The sequence below is a fragment of the Calothrix sp. UHCC 0171 genome (genome assembly GCF_034931845.1).
Classification (GTDB): Bacteria; Cyanobacteriota; Cyanobacteriia; order Cyanobacteriales; family Nostocaceae; genus Brunnivagina.
In genome coordinates this window covers 108,885-125,400 of sequence record NZ_JAYGHN010000002.1, presented here as the reverse complement: position 1 = coordinate 125,400, position 16,516 = coordinate 108,885, and the positions used below count along the sequence as shown (strand labels likewise).

General features: G+C 40.2%; 15 protein-coding genes and 1 tRNA gene. 9 read left to right on the top strand and 7 right to left on the bottom strand.

Annotated features, from left to right (window positions below):
• Nucleotides 1-332 precede the first annotated feature (332 nt).
• Nucleotides 333-1,172, top strand: coding sequence for a hypothetical protein (locus VB733_RS02535; RefSeq protein ID WP_323338540.1), 840 nt, complete (start codon nt 333-335; stop codon nt 1,170-1,172).
• Between the two features lie 62 nt (nt 1,173-1,234).
• Here the strand turns inward: VB733_RS02535 and VB733_RS02530 are convergent, their stop codons facing one another.
• Complete coding sequence (locus tag VB733_RS02530) at nt 1,235-2,605, bottom strand: (Fe-S)-binding protein (RefSeq protein ID WP_323338539.1); 1,371 nt, start codon at nt 2,603-2,605, stop codon at nt 1,235-1,237.
• Nucleotides 2,606-3,161: 556 nt separating this feature from the next.
• Here VB733_RS02530 and VB733_RS02525 point away from each other — a divergent pair.
• Nucleotides 3,162-4,409, top strand: a complete 1,248-nt coding sequence (locus VB733_RS02525; RefSeq protein ID WP_323338717.1) for a lipid-A-disaccharide synthase — start codon at nt 3,162-3,164, stop codon at nt 4,407-4,409.
• Nucleotides 4,410-4,528: 119 nt separating this feature from the next.
• Here VB733_RS02525 and VB733_RS02520 read toward each other — a convergent pair whose 3' ends face one another.
• Entirely contained in the window at nt 4,529-4,918 is a 390-nt protein-coding gene (locus VB733_RS02520; RefSeq protein WP_323338538.1) for a hypothetical protein, read from the bottom strand.
• Nucleotides 4,919-5,246: 328 nt separating this feature from the next.
• On the opposite strand from VB733_RS02520, the gene VB733_RS02515 reads away from it, so the two are divergent.
• The 3 genes from VB733_RS02515 (at nt 5,247) to VB733_RS02505 (ending at nt 9,150) form a co-directional block, all read left to right on the top strand.
• Entirely contained in the window at nt 5,247-5,948 is a 702-nt protein-coding gene (locus VB733_RS02515) for a M23 family metallopeptidase (protein WP_323338537.1), read from the top strand.
• A gap of 365 nt (nt 5,949-6,313) precedes the next feature.
• The gene (locus VB733_RS02510; protein WP_323338716.1) at nt 6,314-7,306 is read left to right on the top strand and encodes an LD-carboxypeptidase; all 993 of its coding nucleotides are present in this window, start codon (nt 6,314-6,316) and stop codon (nt 7,304-7,306) included.
• A gap of 209 nt (nt 7,307-7,515) precedes the next feature.
• Nucleotides 7,516-9,150, top strand: coding sequence for an alpha-D-glucose phosphate-specific phosphoglucomutase (locus VB733_RS02505; protein WP_323338536.1), 1,635 nt, complete (start codon nt 7,516-7,518; stop codon nt 9,148-9,150).
• Nucleotides 9,151-9,306: 156 nt separating this feature from the next.
• Here the strand turns inward: VB733_RS02505 and VB733_RS02500 are convergent, their stop codons facing one another.
• The 3 genes from VB733_RS02500 to rfbB form a co-directional block, all read right to left on the bottom strand.
• On the bottom strand, nt 9,307-9,777 hold the full coding sequence (locus tag VB733_RS02500) for a hypothetical protein (protein WP_323338535.1): 471 nt from the start codon (nt 9,775-9,777) through the stop codon (nt 9,307-9,309).
• A 265-nt stretch (nt 9,778-10,042) separates the two neighbouring features.
• The gene (rfbA, locus tag VB733_RS02495) at nt 10,043-10,921 is read right to left on the bottom strand and encodes a glucose-1-phosphate thymidylyltransferase RfbA (protein ID WP_323338534.1); all 879 of its coding nucleotides are present in this window, start codon (nt 10,919-10,921) and stop codon (nt 10,043-10,045) included.
• A 103-nt stretch (nt 10,922-11,024) separates the two neighbouring features.
• The gene (gene rfbB, locus VB733_RS02490; RefSeq protein WP_323338533.1) at nt 11,025-12,104 is read right to left on the bottom strand and encodes a dTDP-glucose 4,6-dehydratase; all 1,080 of its coding nucleotides are present in this window, start codon (nt 12,102-12,104) and stop codon (nt 11,025-11,027) included.
• 153 nt (nt 12,105-12,257) lie between these two features.
• Between rfbB and VB733_RS02485 the strand changes: the two genes are divergently transcribed.
• A tRNA-Gln gene (locus VB733_RS02485) sits at nt 12,258-12,329 on the top strand.
• Between the two features lie 101 nt (nt 12,330-12,430).
• Here VB733_RS02485 and VB733_RS02480 read toward each other — a convergent pair.
• Complete coding sequence (locus VB733_RS02480) at nt 12,431-12,910, bottom strand: hypothetical protein (protein WP_323338532.1); 480 nt, start codon at nt 12,908-12,910, stop codon at nt 12,431-12,433.
• Nucleotides 12,911-12,977: 67 nt separating this feature from the next.
• Here VB733_RS02480 and VB733_RS02475 point away from each other — a divergent pair, with 67 nt between their 5' ends.
• Nucleotides 12,978-13,109 (top strand): hypothetical protein, encoded by a 132-nt coding sequence (locus VB733_RS02475; protein ID WP_323338531.1) that lies wholly within the window; start codon nt 12,978-12,980, stop codon nt 13,107-13,109.
• A 62-nt stretch (nt 13,110-13,171) separates the two neighbouring features.
• Nucleotides 13,172-13,456: a hypothetical protein gene (locus VB733_RS02470; protein ID WP_323338530.1), complete on the top strand. Its 285-nt coding sequence runs from the start codon at nt 13,172-13,174 to the stop codon at nt 13,454-13,456.
• A gap of 317 nt (nt 13,457-13,773) precedes the next feature.
• Here the strand turns inward: VB733_RS02470 and VB733_RS02465 are convergent, their stop codons facing one another.
• Nucleotides 13,774-14,799 (bottom strand): isochorismatase, encoded by a 1,026-nt coding sequence (locus VB733_RS02465; protein WP_323338529.1) that lies wholly within the window; start codon nt 14,797-14,799, stop codon nt 13,774-13,776.
• A 229-nt stretch (nt 14,800-15,028) separates the two neighbouring features.
• Here VB733_RS02465 and VB733_RS02460 point away from each other — a divergent pair, with 229 nt between their 5' ends.
• Nucleotides 15,029-16,381, top strand: coding sequence for an alkaline phosphatase family protein (locus tag VB733_RS02460; protein WP_323338528.1), 1,353 nt, complete (start codon nt 15,029-15,031; stop codon nt 16,379-16,381).
• The last annotated feature ends 135 nt before the right edge of the window (nt 16,382-16,516 follow it).

The following is a 16,516-nucleotide window of genomic DNA, read 5'->3' as shown; positions in this document are numbered from 1 at the left end:
AAATTCTCAATACGAGTCGTCTCCGTTGTCAACCATAGTTACCAAATGTATTAGAAATTATGCTGGAACGGTGATTCAGGAACGGAAATATATATCTAGTCAGAAAAAATTAAGTAATTTATCAGCCTGAAAGTAGCATAGGGGAAAGTAGCTTGGTATAAGTTACTAACTGTAACACTGGTAGTCCAAGATTTTGTGCGATCGCGTTAAAGTAGGAAACTGTATATATTGATATTATTCCTGATTATTCTTGGAATCATTGCTGCGATTACATGATTCTGGCTGCGCCAAGAATCGGAACTTAGCGAAATTAGTAATTAATTTCATATCTTATGATTTTATTTGAGATTTATCCCCATTTACTCACTATCACTACTCAATATCAGCAAGTCATAAATAAACCAGTAATTGTCAATGTGCAAACAACGCAGCCAATCGTCAAACAACTGGCAAATAATGGCAAAGTAAGCTCCATACCGAAAAGCGCCAGCACATCACAGCCTCGCGAAATCAGCGATGATTCGCAATTACACTTATTAAAGCGGCAATTATTTAACCAGATTAACCCAATTTGGAGCGATCGTAAAAATCTGACGCAAGATTTAGTTTATCGAGTTGCAGTCGCCACCAATGGCGATATCATTGCTTATCAACCACTGGATAAAACAGCAAATAGCCAAGTTATAAAAACACCTTTACCCGCGTTTGCCAGTCAAACATCTACCATTCCAGGTTCGGTAAATCAAACATTTGCCAGTTTTCGGGTTGTTTTCCGTAAATCAGGTGTATTGGAAATCAGTCCTTGGTGGGGTTTTAGTAAAAGACCTGATGTTGTTGGTGATAAAATTACTGAATCCAGGCTTATAAATAGATTACAGCGACAATTAAGTGCAAATTTAAGGCAATATTGGAATGGTAAAACCAGTTCCAAACAAGACTTAAAATATCGCGTTGCCGTCAACAAAAACGGTGTTATTACTGACTACGAACCCATCAACCAAGTAGCTTATGATCATTTCCGCGATACACCTCTACCATTTATGTTTCAAGAACTTCACGGTTCTAATGTTGCCATTACCAACGAGAAACAACCTCTGGCACATTTTCGTGTCGTCTTCAAGCGTAATGGGTTGTTAGAGATTACTCCCTGGAAGTTGTACTTGTTTCGGTAATCATTTTTGATATTTTCAGACTAGAGTTAGTTGTTGATTAATGAGTTAATTCAAGTAACCAATTAATCAATTAAATGTAATTTCTCACCCCTAATTGCACAATCTAATAATTCCATTGGATGCATGACAGCAACATCTTTTCCTTGTAATTTCAAATGTTTACTGATTTGCAATGCACAGCCAGGATTTGGTGATGCGATTAACTCTGCACCAGTATTCAACAAGTTCTGTACTTTCTGCTGTCCTAATTCTTCAGCAACTTCCGGTTGCAGCATATTATAAACACCTGCACTTCCACAACATAAAGCAGCATCTAAAGGTTCTTTTAATTTAAGATTGGGAATTTGCTGTAATAGCTGACGTGGTTGGACGCTTATTTTTTGTCCATGTAATAAATGGCAAGCATCTTGATAAACCATAGTTAAAGGTTTATCAGTCAGTGGTGATAATTTTGTTGTTAACCCAATGTTGTATAAGAACTCCTGGGCATCCTTAACTTTCGCAGCAAATTCTTGAGCTTTTTGACTATATTCAGGGTCATTTTCTAATATATGAGCATATTCTTTTAAAGTATGACCACAACCAGCCGCATTGATAATCACATAATCAACATCAGTATCAGCAAAACTATCAATCATTTGCCTTGCTAAAGCTTTTGCTTGTTCGGTTTGTCCTTGGTGTTCGGGTAATGCAGCACAACAGCCCTGGGATTTCGGAATCACAACTTCACAGCCATTGGCAGTGAGAACACGCACAGTTGCTTCATTAATGGGGGAGAAAAATAATCTTTGAACACAACCTAAAATTACACCAACACGATAGCGTTTTTCATTCTGTGCGGGAATAATTGTCGGCAATTTATCTTGGAAAGTTTTGAAGGTAATTTCTGGCAAGATTGAATCCATTGCCGCTAATCGAGGTGAAATTAATTTCAGGATTCCAGTTGCACGTACGAGCTTTTGTAAGCCTAATTTTTGATATAAAAATAAGGGGATGAGGAAAATACGTAAAAGTTGGGGATAAGGAAATAGGGAGAAGATTAATTTACGAAATAATTTATCGATCCAATTGCGGGGGTAATTACGTTCTACTTGATGGCGAGTTGCAGAAATTAATTTGTCATATTGTACGCCGGAAGGACAAGTTGTCACACAAGCAAGACAACCCAAACAAGAGTCGAAATGTTGTGCTGTAGAGTCATTTAAGGCGATTTCACCTTCATTGATTGCATCCATTAAATAGATACGTCCTCGTGGTGAATCCATTTCTTTACCCAGAACTCTGTAACTGGGACAAGTTGAGAGGCAAAAACCACAATGTACGCAGCTATCAATTAATTTTGGGTCTGGTGGATGGTTGGCATCAAAGCCTTTTAAATTTTTAATTTCCGCAGTATTTTCAGCAGTTTTATGAGAATTATCTGAGATTTGCATACAATTTGGAAGTGTTGAGTTAGCCCTGATATTTACAAAGTTGAAAAACAGTGGTCAACAACTGCCCATACATATTACAAAAATAATTCCAGCAGTTTCAAATATGACCCCAATTAATATAAATTGTATACTATAACAACTCAAAAATGTCGGTTTACGGCTATAAGTTTTATCTTTTGGTTGTCATTATAAATTTTGATGATATGCCAGCTAATTGAGTTACGGCTAGTTGCAGAAGACAAGGTTAATGATTGTAGTTTGAGTCAGAGCTATAGGATAATTTACAGTCTAACTATCGGTTAATTATACTTTCGTTTCCTAATCTCCTCATCTCCAAAAATAATTATTTTCGTTGATATCAATAAACAATTATGGAAAATATTGAAGTTTTTTTTGCAAATCATTTACAATTTATTTACAATTTATCAGATTGGAAATAGTGCATTATGCTCCGCTAACAGCACCCTACTTTTGTACTACTTTTAAGTCATAATATCAAAGGAAAAAGGCTTGTAATGATTCAATGCCTAACACCCAAACCCAAATCCAAAATCAGATGACTCCAATAGATATTCTTATTCTCTCAAATGGTCCCGGTGAAGTTACAACTTGGGTACGTCCTGTTGTCAAAGCTTTACGGGAAATTTTAGGTAATGATAGCGAAAAAATTCGCATATCCGTTGTGCTGTCACCTTGTCCTAATGCTAGTGGTAAAGAAGCTAATATTGCTCTTGCTTATCCAGAAGTAAATCGAGTCCAAAGTGCCGAATATTTCTGGTCATTTTTACTGTGGGGAAAGACTATCGAAAATTGGGATTGGAGAAAACATGGCGTAATTATATTCTTAGGTGGCGATCAATTTTTCCCAGTAGTCATTGGTAAAAGACTGGGATATAAAACCGTAGTTTATGCAGAATGGGATGCACGCTGGCATAATTTAATCGATCGCTTTGGGGTAATGAAAGCCGAAGTTGCCGCCAAAGTATCACCCAAATATCAAGATAAATTTGTGGTTGTGGGTGATTTAATGGCAGAAGCAAATTTGGGGGAAAGTGTTGAAGGGAAAGGAGAAAGGGAAATTATTGGCATTTTACCGGGTTCCAAGGCTGCTAAATTAGCTCAGGGCGTACCCTTGACAATTGCGATCGCTGAATATATTTCTGTAAAATATCCTCAAACTCGCTTTGTAATCCCTGTTGCACCCACTTTAGATTTACCGACTTTGGAGAGTTTTGCGAACCCGACAACCAATCCTGTTGCTAATTATTTTGATTTTCAAGGTGGTTCGTTAATTACAGAAAATGACACCCAAATTCTGCAAACAGTCAAGGGCTTACGTGTAGAACTATACCAAAAACATCCTGCCCATGATTTACTATCACAGTGTAGTATCTGCTTAACGACCGTCGGTGCAAATACTGCGGAACTTGGTTCCCTTGGTGTGCCAATGGTTGTTTTATTACCAACACAACAACTTGATGCCATGCGATCGTGGGATGGTTATCTCGGTATTTTGGCGAATTTACCTGGTGTTGGTTCTAGCTTTGCAAAATTAATTAATTGGTGGTTTTTACGTAAAAAAGGTTTATTAGCATGGCCTAATATTTGGGCACAGGCAGAGATAGTACCGGAATTAGTGGGAAAACTCAAACCACAGGAAGTCGCAGATTTAGTTTTAGATTATTTAGACAATCCCACCAAATTAGCACAAGTACGGGATGACTTACGCAAAGTTCGCGGTGAAACTGGGGCAGCCACGAAATTGGCAAATATTGTGAAAGAAGAGGTGATGAAGATGTCTTAAAAGGCTATTTATCAAGCCTTGAACCCAATAAACCCCATGAGACTAATTGACGGTGTCAGTTTTTGTCCTGCCACAGTGGCGCAGCTTGGTCGTAATTATTCAGGCGAACCTGATATAATTCATTCCTCCTCAGATTGTGCTGTTCTCCTTCCTAATTCATACACCCCACAACCCATACAGGCAAGGATTCCCGTACTAATTCCCCAGCTACCCCCTAAACCTAAATCGAGTAGCCAGTTTACCAATGCACCCACAGCCAAAAACGGCACAATACTAAAAACTGAAGCGTAAAAAGCATTTTGTGACTCTCTAGCTTTGCGGGTTTTTTCAAATTCCTCTTTGCTGACGTAGAGAAAACCTTCGGCAAAATTAAACCAACGGTTCAATAACTCTATAATCTTTTCACTGAGGCTGGAAAGACCAAGATATAGGGCTAAAGACCATAATGTTGTACCTGCGATCGCAATCTTATCTATTTCAAAGCTAAAAGGGAATATCTCCGTCAGCATGGCTTTATCGTCATGAAAGGATTTTAAAATACTTTAGTCACAAAGCTTTATTTCAATAGCTTAATAAAGTCTAAAGCTAAATGCACATCAATTTTAACAACTTTGAAACATTATGCTTTTGTTTTCGTCTCATCATAATGGCTATTAATCTACGACGAATTTGATATATTAGATACCTAGTATTAACTTTGTAAATACAATTAAACTTGAATTTAGCAGCTATGGACGGTTAAGTTTAAGAAAAAATTAATACACAGTTAAGAATAAAACTAGTATTAACACAGGCAAAAGTCAGACCAGTAGTGATTGTTTTAAGGAATTATTAAGGATGAGTAAGCGGCGACAAAAATTAGCGAAAAATGTAGCCAACTTATTTATATTAGGATTAAGTCTGACAATACTGATTGGTTTTGTGTTTCAACCAGCAATGGCGAAAGGACGACAGGCGAAAACCCAGCAAGTCGCCACAAGTATTGCTTGGCAATCGGCTTCATTCCCTGTAGAAAATTTTCAGGCATACACATCTGGCTTTGGCTACCGTCCTTCAGCAACAGGGGGAAACGGTTGGGAATTCCATAGTGGTTTGGATATTGCAGCCCCAAGAGGTAGTTACATTCGTAATTGGTGGGAAGGAGTTGTCACCAAAGTGGCTGATGGTGGTGCGTGCGGTACACAAGTAACAATTCAGTCGGGACAATGGCAGCATACCTACTGTCACATGGAAGGAAATATGGCAACAGCCAATGGTATACGTTATCTAATTGACCGTGGGGGGGCAATTCAACTTGTTGAGGGTCAAAAAATCCCCGCCGGAGTTAGGATTGGGCGCGTTGGGATGAGCGGACGGACTACGGGACCTCACTTACACTGGGGTTTAAAATATAATGGCAATCATGTCGATCCTGCATATGTATTAAGGGCAATGTTCGCGCAACAGCCAGCCGTGAGACAGTCTTCATCACAAATCAAGAGACAGCAAACCCAAATCAAAATTGAAGAATCGAAATTTATTCGCGATTCCGGATATTAGATTAATGCTTTCACAGTTTCGCTATGGTTAGGAATGTGAATGAAATAAAGTGCAAAAGTAGGGTGCTGTTAGCGCAGCGTCACGCACCATTTCATATTCGTTCAGAATTGTAAGTTATTAAATTCCTGTTCCTTAGTATTCGTGTAAAAATAAATTGAACAAGTAGTGTGGAGAGGAGTTTCCGGGGAGATGTTCTTCACGGAAAACTCCGAGGACAGAAAGCCCACCTTTGGGAAATAGCAAGCGAGAGGCTTGCACTACTTATTTTTACATGATTCCTTAGAGGGGAAAGGGGAAGAGGAAGGGTTAAAATGCTTATTATTTTTCACTTCTAACCTTTAAACTTTAGCTTGACAATTAATTTCATGCGATCGCAACCCCAAATCCCCCAATCCCAAATTATTATTCCCCCGCCACTGCAACCAGGGGATTTATTGCGAGTTATTGCCCCCAGTGGCACTTTACGGGAATTAGAACCCTTTCAACGGGGTATCAAAATTTGGCGTGATCGAGGTTATCGAGTTGAAGTCATCCCAGAGATAGATGACAGATGGGGATATTTAGCAGGAAAAGACCAAGATAGACGCGATCGCTTAAAATTCGCATGGCAAGATTCAGAATGCAAAGGTATTTTATGTGCCCGTGGTGGCTTTGGTAGTACCCGAATTCTTGAAAATTGGAGTTGGGATTGGGAAGAGGAGAAACAGGAAGGACGCGGGAACGCGGGGACGTGGGGAAATAGTATACCCAATAATTTTTCCCCATCTTCCCTACAACCCAAATGGTTAATTGGATTTTCCGATATCACCGCTTTGCTGTGGAGTCTTTACAAAGTGGGAATTTCCGGGGTTCATGCGCCAGTTTTAACTACCCTAGCAGCAGAACCGGAATGGTCGATACAAAGGCTTTTTGATTGGGTTGAAGGACGTTCTCTGGCTGAACTTTCGGGTAAAGGTTGGGGAAGTGGTGTTGTTAGTGGTGTTTTATTACCCGCAAATTTGACGGTGGCAACCCATCTTCTCGGTACACCCTATCAACCTGAATTTGAAAATGTCATTTTGGCAATTGAAGATGTAGGCGAGGCACCCTATCGGATTGACAGAATGCTAACGCAATGGCGAATGAGCGGATGTTTAGGGAAAGTGCGGGGTATTGCAGTGGGTAGATTTAGTCAATGCGAAGCACCTGCAAATATCCCTAGTTTTACAATTGCAGAAGTCTTGCGGGAAGGTTTGGGTAATTTAAATATTCCCATAGTTTCCGACTTGGCTTTTGGACATGATGGTTGTAACGCTGCCTTACCTGTGGGCATCAAAGCCACATTGGATGGGGATAAAGGTTTATTAATGCTGAATTGAACTTTAACCTGTCGCTACGAAATTAAAATAGGTTGTTGTTAATTTTATTAATCAATAAATTAAATATTAAGTATCGACCAATATAGGGTATCTGTTTAAGAGTGGGTGTTTTACCTATTGGTATTTCACCTTGGTTTCAGAAATGTCTGCCAACAGGCTAAAACATAAAACGAAACGCGATCGCTTTTTTACTACTTTTTGATTACCCTATGAACATCCTTACCGTTGCCACAACTCCTTTTAGTGACCAAAAACCAGGTACTTCTGGTTTACGTAAATCAGTGACAGCTTTTCAAAAGCCCCATTATCTAGAAAACTTTGTCCAATCAATTTTTGACTCATTGGAAAACTGCCAGGGACAAACCTTAGTTGTCGGTGGTGATGGTCGTTACTACAACCGTCAGGCAATTCAAATTATCTTGAAGATGGCGGCTGCTAACGGCTTTGTCCGGGTTAAAGTCGGACATCGTGGGATTTTATCTACTCCTGCGGCTTCCTGTATTATCCGCAAATATAAAACATTGGGTGGTATTATCCTTTCTGCCAGCCATAACCCCGGTGGACCAAATGGGGATTTTGGGATTAAGTATAATATTAGTAATGGTGGACCTGCACCAGAAAAGGTGACAGAAGCTATCTACGCTCGCAGCCAGGTAATTGATAGTTACAAAATTTTAGAAGCAAACGATGTCAATCTCGATACATTAGGCGAGAGCAAAATCGGCAATATGGTAGTCGAGGTGATCGATTCGGTACAGGATTACCAAGACTTGATGGAGTCCTTATTTGACTTCGATCGCATCCACCAATTGGTAACAGGTGGTAAGTTCAAAATGTGTATTGACTCCATGCACGCTGTCACTGGTCCCTATGCGAAGGGCATTTTTGAGCAGCGTCTCGGTGCTGGTGTTGGATGCGTACAAAATGGTTTACCTTTAGAAGATTTTGGTGGCGGACATCCTGACCCCAATTTAGTCTATGCCCATGATTTAGTCGAAATTCTGTTTGGGGAATATGCGCCAGATTTCGGTGCTGCCTCCGATGGAGATGGCGATCGCAATATGATTTTAGGTCGCAAGTTTTTTGTGACTCCCAGCGACAGTTTAGCCATCTTGGCGGCAAATGCAAAACTTGTTCCTGGTTATGCCCAAGGACTCAGTGGAATTGCGCGATCGATGCCCACTAGCCAAGCAGCAGATCGAGTGGCAGCAAAATTGGGAATTGATTGCTACGAAACACCCACCGGATGGAAATTCTTCGGTAATTTGTTGGATGCAGACAAAGCCACTCTCTGCGGTGAAGAAAGTTTTGGTACGGGTTCCAATCACATCCGCGAAAAAGATGGACTTTGGGCTGTATTATTTTGGTTAAATGTCTTGGCAGCACGTCAGCAATCTGTAGAAGAAATTGTCAAGGAACATTGGCAAATTTATGGTCGTAATTATTACTCACGCCACGACTACGAAGAGGTTGATTCGGAACGGGCAAATACACTTGTGAAGCTTGTCCAAGAAGCAATGCCTAGCCTCAAAGGGAAGAAATTTGGTAATTACGAAGTTGAATATAGTGATAACTTTAGCTACACAGACCCCGTAGATGGGAGTGTGAGTACAAATCAAGGTATTCGTATTGGTTTTACTGATGGTTCACGAATAGTTTTCCGGTTGTCGGGTACAGGTACTCAAGGTGCGACATTACGGCTTTATTTAGAAAGTTTTGAAGCAGATGTGGCGAAGCAAAATGTGGACACACAGGTAGCATTGGGGGATTTGATTCGCATTGCTGATGAAATTGCCCAAATTCGCGAAAATACAGGGATGGATAAACCCACTGTGATTACATGATGGGTTGAGAACTTACCTTTAATCAGGACTTACGCCCATAGCATGAGCCGGATTTTTTGGCGTAAGTCCAAAAGAATCCTAGAGAGGATGTGACGAGGTGAAGCCGGGACACGGGCATTCAGGTGTCGCAATATTCTTGGAGAACCAGTATTAAAATTATGGCTTGCTGCAATAATCATTCAACCCGTTCACAGAATTATCAAATTCCTTAGCTGCACTTGCTGCGGTTTCCAGGGCTGAGTCAATGTTTTCCCGTGCTTTTTGGATGCGTTCACGTCCAGCAATCGAAGCCTGGGCTGTTTTTGCAGAACCAAGTGCTTTACCAGCTTTACCAATATTTTGACTGAGAGTATTAAAAACCTTGACAATACGGCTTTGATATTCCTTGAGTTTTTCATCTCCTAGATTCAACTCACGAACTGTTTTTGTAACTTCCTCTAAGTCTTGCGCCAGTTTTAGGCTAGTTGACACCTGTGCGCCTTTATTATTCTCCAAAAGTGCCGTTCCTGCTTTCACTTCTTTAATCAATCGTTCGCATTGAGAAACTTTACTTTCGCTACAACTAGTCAGTAACAAAGTCACACTTAAGCTTACAGGAATAATAATATACTTATTTGATACCAGCATTAGCAACCTATCACCACTAAATCCCAAACAATAGTATCCGATGATTTAGGTATTTGGGTGATTGTTTTCAGAAGATATAAGTTCGCCTAATCACTTAAACCCTATTTATAAAGCAATATAGTTCAGTTAGAGGTTATGTATAAAGTAAACCTTAAAACCAAAGAAACCCGGTTTCTTGGATTTAAGTATCGAGCATCATCTGACTTTTTGATGATAAACCCGGTTTCTCCCTACGCGACTATCCGTCCAAGTTGATAAGTCTTCTTTACTGACTTTTAATATCGTGAATAATATCCATTAGATAGCGTCCGTAACTGCTTTTAATTAATGGTTTTGCCAATCGATGTAGCTGTTCAGCATTGATATATCCTTGACGATAGGCGATTTCTTCCACACAAGCGATTTTAAAACCCTGTCGCTGTTCTAATGTCTGAATAAAGCTCGCTGCTTGGTGCAAAGATTCATGAGTTCCCGTATCCAACCAAGCGTAACCTCGACCCAAAAGTTCCACTTTCAGTTGTCCTCGATGCAAATAAACTCGACTTAAGTCAGTGATTTCCAGTTCATTACGGGCTGAAGGTTGCAATTGCAAGGCAATTTCGACAACTTGAGAATCGTAAAAATAAATACCTGGCACTGCATAGTTAGATTTAGGAATTGCGGGCTTTTCTTCTAAACTAATCACTGTTCCAGTTTCATCAAACTCAACCACACCATAGTGTTCTGGTTCCGCCACTCGATAGCCAAAGATTAACGCACCATCTTCTAGTTTTGATGCGTGATTCAACACATCAACTAAACCATGTCCGTAGAAAAGGTTATCCCCTAAAATCAAACATACAGGCTCATTAGCAATAAATTCTTTACCTAAAATAAAAGCCTGCGCTAAACCATCCGGTTGGGGTTGTTCGACATAGCTAAACTCTAAACCCCACTGACTACCATCACCCAAAAGTTGCTGAAATAGCGGTAAATGGTCAGGTGTAGAGATGATCAGAATTTCGCGAATCCCTGCTAACATCAGCGTTGACAGGGGATAATAAATCATTGGTTTATCGTAAACAGGCATTAACTGTTTGCTGACAACTTGGGTAAGTGGGTACAGTCTGGTACCGGAACCTCCAGCTAAAATAATGCCCTTCATTGTTCACTCCTCATGAAATTTTAGATTGTGGATTTTAGATTTTGGAAACAGAAGTGGAGATTTGGATTATTCATCAGAACTTGCCAATTCTGACTTCTAACTTCTAACCCCTGACTATTTCCCGATCGCTATAATTTTTTTCAATCCACTGACGATAGCTGCCCGATAAGACTTGCTCAACCCAAACGGGGTTATCCAAATACCATTGAATTGTTTTGAGTAAACCACTTTCAAAATTCTCCTTGGGTTCCCAGCCCAAATCGCGTTTAATCTTACTACAATCAATGGCGTAGCGGCGATCGTGACCCGGACGATCTTTCACAAAAGTCAGCAGCGAGGAACGGGATAAACCAGCTTGAGGCGCTAACTGGTCGAGAATTTCGCAAATTTTGCCAACTACGGTTAAATTATTCTGTTCGTTATTGCCACCAATATTGTAAGTTTCACCCAGTTGACTTTGTTGTAAAACCAGATAAATCGCATCGCAGTGGTCTTCAACATACAACCAATCGCGGACGTTTTGCCCATCTCCATAAATTGGTAAAGGTTTACCATTTAAGGCATTGAGAATCATTAGGGGAATCAGCTTTTCGGGAAACTGACGCGGACCATAATTATTTGAGCAATTAGTCGTGAGGACAGGGAAGCCGTAGGTATGGTAATAAGCACGAACTAAATGGTCAGAACCAGCTTTTGAGGCAGCATAGGGGCTATTGGGTGCGTAGGGTGTGTCTTCCCGGAATGCAGAATCAGAGGGGCTGAGGGAACCGTAGACTTCATCTGTTGATACATGTAAAAAGCGAAAGCGATCGCGTTTTGGGGGAGATAATTTTTCCCAGTGGCTTTTACTAGTTTCCAAAAGTTGAAACGTCCCCACTACATTTGTTTGCACAAAATCAAGCGGACTGATAATCGAGCGATCGACATGACTTTCCGCCGCAAAGTTAATCACTGCATCGGGTTGGTACTGCTCTAAAAGTTGGCTGACTAATGTTGTCTCTGCAATATCTCCACGCACAAACGTATATCCAGGATCATCTTCTAGTTCTGCTAGTGTCTGGGGGTTGCTGGCATAGGTCAATTTATCAAGATTGATAATATTAGCCCAATTTTCCTTTCTGGCTTTGAGAATGAAATTGGAACCGATAAAACCAATTCCACCTGTGACTAAAAATGTTTGCACTGTACCTTCCCCGATTAGTTGCTAAGTAGTTTTTATATCAGAAGTACGCAAAAATTCAACCCCAATGCCAAATTTGAGCGTTTCGGAAATCGAGACAAAAAATACTTGACAAAAACTAGGGATTCGCTGTTATATTAATTAATGTCAGTGCGATGAGGCGTCGCCAAGTGGTAAGGCATCGGGTTTTGGTCCCGACATCCCTAGGTTCGAATCCTAGCGCCTCAGTAATTAAAAGGTAGTCTTTAAAGGCTACCTTTTTTGGTTTTGTATTGGGGATGTTGACAGAATGAAACTCAAGCAGGAAACACAAAATTCCCAATCCCAAATTATTTCTCAGCAGAATTGAGTGCTTTATCAAGGACTTGACGAGCCTGCTCTGCTTTAGAACGTGCTTCTTGATAGCGGAGATTAGCTTGAGCGAAATTTTTGAGAACCTTAAAACCTTCCTTGAGGCGGGAAATTTCTTCCTCACTTACAGATTGGTCGGTAAACAGGATATCAACTGCTTTGCGGATTGCTAAAGCTTCAGCACGCGATTCTTGAACCTTTAACTTCAGAGTGGCAAGATTACTCAGAACTTGGACAGCTTGAGTAATTCCATCTTCGTCGCTAGCACTCTCAATATTTGTTTCTTTCACTTCAATTAACTGTTGAGAACCAAATCCTTCTTCGAGTTCCGTTGGTAACTTGCCTGAATCCATGAGTTCCATCAACTGATCCATGGCTTTCTCACGGGCTTTGGCGGAATCTTTACCAGGAACAGTAAGGATAATTTCTGGACTTTGAGCGAGTGTATACTGAACCATAGTAGAGGCAAAAAAAATCCAGCTTGAAAGCTGAGGTATTTAATTTTAGCGTAAAACGCCACGCCAAATGTTAATCGCCAATAGTTTGTGCGATCGCTCGATGAATTTCTACCAAATTCCTGCTTGCCAAGCTCCTTTCCCCGCTCTCAGCTATTCGCAACTAAGTATAGATACTTATCTAATTAGTCAAGATATGTAAACTTTTCGCCAGAGGGGGCTTTAATAACTTAAGATTCTCTTAAGATTTGCAGAAGCGGTACCATGCTAGAAACTAAAACAAGAGCAACATTCCCCAAAAGTCGCGACTCAAGTGTAACACGTGCATCTTCTCTGAGTTCTTCATTAATGCGTCAACTTTGGTCAATAGTTGAAGAGACTCAGACAAATATCCTTCTTAGCTTCAGCGACACAGAACTCGTACATCAATTGCTCAGGCAGCTTGAGTTTAAAGGGATGTTAGATACAGAAGAAACGAATATGGCAAGTTCATACCTTTACTCGCGCTTGCTTTTAATTCGCGATTTGGCAAAAGCACGTTTGGCGTAAGGTTTACAGAAATATTTACAGATTGAAAGCTGAAAATCGGGGGTATTGTTCCGTCGCGAGAAAATGTATTTGTTACAAATTAATAATGTATGTTGCCAAGATACTCAGTAGTTAAATGCATCTCTACTGGGTTTCTTATTGCTTGGAAGCAAATTCCACTGGAGAAATAAGGGGGAAGATGGGTATCAAGTATTTTCTGAAATGTTCTTATTTGACAATCATTGATTTTTATTTGCGTTTCCCCATCTCCATATCGATTTTATCCTAATTATTTTGGTGAACCTGATATAACATCTGATACCCAATTAACATAAAGACTAAACTTCAAAATCAATAGATTTCAAGACATTCATTCCAGCTTCAGCAAACCTGGTGTAAGCTGCATCTGCCGTATCACTATAATCTACGACTCCAGGTACAACTACAGGTGAAGTACAATCTTCTAACAAATAAACTTTCTTCGCCAAACTAGCATTAACTTGTTGAATATCCGTTAACAAATCATCCACAGTCCAGGCAACACAATGACTTTTGGCTTGTCCAGCAATTACTACCGCATCATATTCTAAAAGTTGTTGAACCAATCGTGAATTTTTTTGAGCAATTAACTGGTGATTAAACCCCTCCATTACCTCTGGACGTAATACAGAATAATTCTCTGTTAAGGGATTATCGCCTTTCATTTCAAATTGTGTTTGGCTATTGCGGGCGATGCAATGGAAAAATATAGCCTCCTCCACAGCCGAAACTAAAGCATGTCCAATACCACCTAACATTGAATGATAAGACCAGACAGTCAGAGGATATTTGCCATTTTGTGTGAGTTTTTGCACATAATGGTAGGCATGTTTTGCTAAAAACTCATAACTATAATTTAAACTAAATGCGATCGCCGGATTAACTTGCCAAATCCCTTGTTCAATATCATCTGGTGTAATATTTGTGGCTGCGGGTACTGGGTGTTCTCCATCTTGATTAATCCAGAAAATCGGATGGAATATTTGCATTGCCGTATGGGTATCCATCGTTGGTACAATTGTTGTAATTGTGCCTAAATTCCTGTAGATAAACTCACACAACCTTATATTATCTGCGATCGCACCTTTTCCAGACTTGCCACCGACAAATAATTCAAAATCAGGAATGCAAAAAGTATTTTGTACATCGATTAAGAGCAAACAAATACGCTTTTTGTCTGCGGATGCGGGTTGAAGATGATAATTTTTCGCCCATGCTCGTGCCTCAGTCGCACGTTGTTGGTAAGGTACACGCCAAACTTGACCAACCGTATCCGGGTTAAAATATGGGGGAATGGGCAAGTGAATTTGATTTTGAGTCGCCATAATCGCAATAAAGTTTTGGCTTTTGCTTTTTCTGTTTTTGTTCCTTTATAATGACTCACAAAAAATATTTATACCAACATTCAGACACAAACATTCAGTAATTATCTAAACCTCTTGGGGTTGAATGGAATCGACTGATACTCACCGTTGAGTAAAATGAATCCAGCAAGCTCTAAGCCACAAACTCTAATACATGATGGAATTAGAGAAACAAGTATGAGTGATATATATGAGTGACATACATTTAATTGCTGAACAAGCCCTGGTAGAAAGACAAAAATTACCGCAGACTTTCGGCGTGGAAATGTATAAACCCAGTTACGACGGCTTGGGTTTGGTAAATATTGCAGCTTTGGCGGTAGATTTTTTGTGCCCAGAAGCACCAGTGTTAAGCAACCAGAATCCTGTACCGACCTTCAGACCGGAATTACTAGGTGTAAAATCGGTTACAGATGCTTGGAACAGTTGGCGATCGCAAGCACCGATTAAACATGTGGTGTTGTTAATCTTGGATGCTTTAGGTTACGACCAGCTAATCACATTGATGAATGCAGGGGATACACCGAGATTAGCTGAAGCTTGCAGGAAAGAGCAAGCTTTTTTTATGCCTGCAACCTCCGTATTTCCCACAACAACAGTTACCGCTTTAACTTCGGCTGCCACTGCTTATGCGCCTGCTCAACACGGATTAATGGGAACCAACGTTTATTTTCAAGAAATTGGTGGTGCGGTAAATCTAATCGGCTTTCGCCCTAGCGTTTCCCCAACTTCCACACCGTACTTGGATACACAACTCAACCCCGATACTTTAATCCCAGTACCAAATATATATCTGCGTATGGAAAAAGCCGGGGTAAATGTGGAAATTATTAATTATTACCAGTTTAAAAATTCCAGTATCAGCCGATTTACAAGTGCTGGAAGTAGTGCCGGTACAGACAATTTTGTGGGATACTTGACACCAGCAGATGCTTTGAGTCAATTGCGATCGCGATGTGAATCTTTAGTATCCCATCATCCCAGTTTCACGTACCTTTATATCCCCAATATTGACACTTTAGCCCACCGCTATCAACCCTTAAGCCCTAATTATCGGGCAGAAGTCGCAGCAATTGATTTTTCCCTACATCGGGAATTATTCGCACCGTTAGCAGGACGTAGTGATACTGTATTGTTATTAGTCGCAGACCACGGACAAATACCAGTTTACCCGGAAAACATCATTTGGCTGGAGAAACATCCAACTTTAACCCAAAACTTGCTCATGCAAACCGGAGGTTCTCGCTATCAATATCTGCATATTCGCAAGGGGAAAGAGGTAATAGTTGCTGATTACATCCAAGAAAATTTAGCAGAAAAAATGCTATTTTTGTGGAAAGAACAAGCGATCGCTCTTGGTTTATTGGGATTAACTGGGGAAAATTTGAGCGATATTAATGACGAGCGTATTGGAGATGCAGTAATTCTTCCCAAAGATGGCTATGTTTGTTTTGATGATGCCACAAAAAAACATCCCGTTGGTATTCATGGCGGTTTGAGTCGAGCGGAGATGTTGATTCCATTTTTGGCTTATCGATTTTAGATACTTTGATGTGGTTTGTCGTCAGTATGGAGAACAACAACTCTGAACCGGGAAATTGTTCCAACTTGCGCCTACGGGGACTATTAGAAATCATATAAAAATAAGTAGTGCAAGCGTCTCGCTTGCTATTTCCCA